Consider the following 2815-nt stretch of genomic DNA (forward strand, 5'->3'; position numbering starts at 1 on the left):
TCCTCAAGGTGCGCGCCCAGGTTCATGGCCGCATAGTGCGAAGGTTCGGTGGGTACCTCGTCGGAAAAGCCGCCCACCACAGCGCCGAGCTGGCTCAGCCATGCGGCCATCCAGGAGCCTTTGAAGCCCGTATGCCCGGTTACGAAAACCCGGCGTCCCTTATATGCATTGGCAAACATATGTGTTCCTCACAATAATTTCTTGCTGCATCCGCGCGCAGCCGCGCATATGCAGCGCAGGACAGGCCGGGTGCGGGGGCCTGCACAGCCCGGTGGGCCATGCAGGCAGCGCCGCTTGCACGTCAAGAGGGTTTATACCCAGAACGCGCGGCCGGAATCCCACATTTCGTTGAGTTTTATGGAGTCGCGCAGGGTATCCATGCACTGCCACTGGCCGGGATGCGGATACATGGAAAGTTGCCCTTCTTCCGCCAGCCGCTGCATGGGTTCCTTTTCAAGGTCGCAGCTTTCATCTTCGCTGAGGTAATCCAGAAACTCGCGCTTGAAAACAAAGAAACCGCAGTTGATGTATTCATCCAGCACGGGTTTTTCTTCCCAGGACAGTATCTTGCCCTGATCATCGGTGCGCACCGTGCCGAAGCGGGAGGGCATGCGCACGCCTGTGAATGTTCCGATGCTGCCGGACTGCTTGTGAAATTCGATCAGCTTGCTCAGGTCAATGTCCGCCACGCCGTCGCCATAAGTGACCATGAAATGGTCGGTGTCAATATACTTCGCCACGCGCTTGAGGCGTCCGCCCTTGAGGGTTTCTTCGCCGGTATCGCACAGGGTGACGCGCCAGTCTTCTATATGGCTGGGATATGTGGTGATGGTCCCGCTCTTCAGGTCCACGGTAAAATCCGTGTTGCGGATGTTATAGTCGTGGAAGTATTGCTTTATGACCTGGCCCTTGTAGCCCAGGGGCAGCACAAAATCCTTGAAGCCGAAACGCGCGTAGATGGACATGATGTGCCACAGCACGGGCCGCCCGCCAATCTCAACCATAGGTTTGGGTTTGACCGAGGTTTCTTCGCGCAGGCGCGTTCCCTTGCCGCCACACATAATAATGACTTTCATGTAAGTGCCTCCTGACGCCGCGCCTCAGGCCCAATGCCGTGCGCCGCGTGTGGCCCATGTGTAGCAGAACGCCGTGAGGAAAAAAAGCCCCGCCGCCCCGGCTTCCCTTTGCATCGGCGCGTGTGAAGGGGTATAAGAAATTACAGCGCTTGTACGCATGTCTCGCCTTTACCAAGAGGTATATATGAAAAAAGACAAAGGTTCCTTCCGTTTTCTACCGCTGATTCTGATCATGGCCGGTCTGTTGGCTGCCTGCATTACGTCCGGCCCGCAGAAAACTTTGAAAGATATGGCAGAAGCCCTGAAAAAAAATGACAGTGCAACCTTTCTGGCCCAGGTTGACCTTAAAAGCTTTGCGGCCAATGAAGTGAAAAACATGACCCGTGAAGACGCCCCACTGGGGCTGTTGGACAATCTGGGACGTTCGCTGGGCATCGGCGGCATGGACCAGTTGATCGGCAGCATAGTGGATATGGAGGCACGCCTTCAGGGCCATTTCAACCGTGGCGTAAGCACCGGGGAGATGGTGGCCCAGTGCCGCGAGGCGCAGACGCCTGATTGCCCCTGGGTTCCGGAAAGCCTGAGTTCTGCCAAGGTGACGGAAATCGGCCCTAATGCCGCCGTGGCCCAGGTGACAACGCCTGCCCGCATGACAAGCTGGCTTGCGCTGCGCAAGGTTGGCGAAAAATGGCTGGTGGTGGGGCAGGCTGTTATGGAAAGCACGGCCCGGCAGTATGCTGCCGATCCCGCCTCTGGCGGTGCGGCGCCGGGAAAGCCCGCCCCCCAGAAGCCCGCAACCCCCAAGCCCGCACCTGAAAAAACTGCTCCGGGTCAGGACAACAGGGCTGGAAACAACCAGGGCGTAAGCAGGCTCTAGAGCAATTTAACTTTTAAATTGCTCGGACGGCTGCGTAAGCAGTCGCCCGCCGCAAAGATGCAAGCGCAGCTTCAGCCGTTGCCCGAAAGGCTTGCGGAGTCCTGTTCCCCGCTGATACGTATCAAGCGCATGCCGGTGGTGCAATCCCCGGCATGCGCTGTTTTTTCGAGCATTTTCACTTTGAGATTGCCCTAATTCAGGCTGGGGGATATTTCGGTCACGATAGTGGCGGCCTGATGCAGCAGGCGCATTTCAAGCTGTTCGAGCAGTGCCTTGCAGCCTTCGCCGGTTTTGGCGGCCACGGGCAGGGCATGGGGAAAAGCGTCGGCCAGTTCGGCCCGTGCGGGAACCTCAAGCTGATCCCATTTGTTCAGGATGAGCAGGCGGGGCATGCGATCAAGCTCCATTTCGGACAGAATGGTTTCAACGGCGCTGATCTGCTGCAAAAGGTCCGGGTGAGAGGCATCGGCCACGTGCAAAAGCAGGTGGGCTGCTTCCAGTTCTTCGAGGGTGGCGCGAAAAGCGTCCATCAGTTCTTTGGGCAGATTGCGGATAAAACCCACGGTGTCCGCCAGAATAAGCTCTTTTTCGGCGGGAAAGCGCAAACGCCGCGTGGTGGGATCAAGCGTGGCAAAAAGCTTGTTTTCCACCAGCACTTCAGAGCGGGTGAGCGTGTTGAGCAGGGTGGATTTGCCCGCATTGGTATAGCCCACCAGCGCGGCCAGGGGAATGCCCTGACGTGAGCGGCGGTCACGGGTGAAGGCGCGCTGACGGCGCAAACGCTCAAGGTCTTTGCGGATGCGGGCCATGCGTTCGCGTATCTTGCGACGGTCGGTCTCGAGCTTGGTTTCGCCGGGGCCAA

The 2815-nt window shown here is 58.2% G+C and carries 3 protein-coding genes and 1 pseudogene; 1 reads left to right on the forward strand and 3 read right to left on the reverse strand.

The genetic code is table 11. The annotated features are described in order from the left end of the window. Window positions 1–179 (reverse strand): annotated as a pseudogene (locus V6C16_RS10780) (CDP-glucose 4,6-dehydratase); the annotation flags it as partial. A gap of 132 nt (window positions 180–311) precedes the next feature. Then, entirely contained in the window at window positions 312–1076 is a 765-nt protein-coding gene (gene rfbF, locus V6C16_RS10785; RefSeq protein WP_333535918.1) for a glucose-1-phosphate cytidylyltransferase, read from the reverse strand. A gap of 184 nt (window positions 1077–1260) precedes the next feature. On the opposite strand from rfbF, the gene V6C16_RS10790 reads away from it, so the two are divergent. Beyond that, window positions 1261–1953, forward strand: coding sequence for a hypothetical protein (locus V6C16_RS10790; RefSeq protein ID WP_333535920.1), 693 nt, complete (start codon window positions 1261–1263; stop codon window positions 1951–1953). Window positions 1954–2144: 191 nt separating this feature from the next. Here the strand turns inward: V6C16_RS10790 and hflX are convergent. Beyond that, window positions 2145–2815 (reverse strand): GTPase HflX (gene hflX / locus V6C16_RS10795; RefSeq protein WP_333543190.1); only part of this gene is annotated, 671 nt, incomplete at its 5' end.

This window comes from Desulfovibrio sp. 1188_IL3213, from assembly GCF_036763145.1.
Taxonomy (GTDB): domain Bacteria; phylum Desulfobacterota; class Desulfovibrionia; order Desulfovibrionales; family Desulfovibrionaceae; genus Desulfovibrio.

Bases quoted from the DNA above. Each gene is read 5' to 3' on its own strand.
- rfbF (WP_333535918.1), bottom strand. From the start codon at position 1,076: ATGAAAGTCATTATTATGTGTGGCGGCAAGGGAACGCGCCTGCGCGAA.
- V6C16_RS10790 (WP_333535920.1), top strand. From the start codon at position 1,261: ATGAAAAAAGACAAAGGTTCCTTCCGTTTTCTACCGCTGATTCTGATC.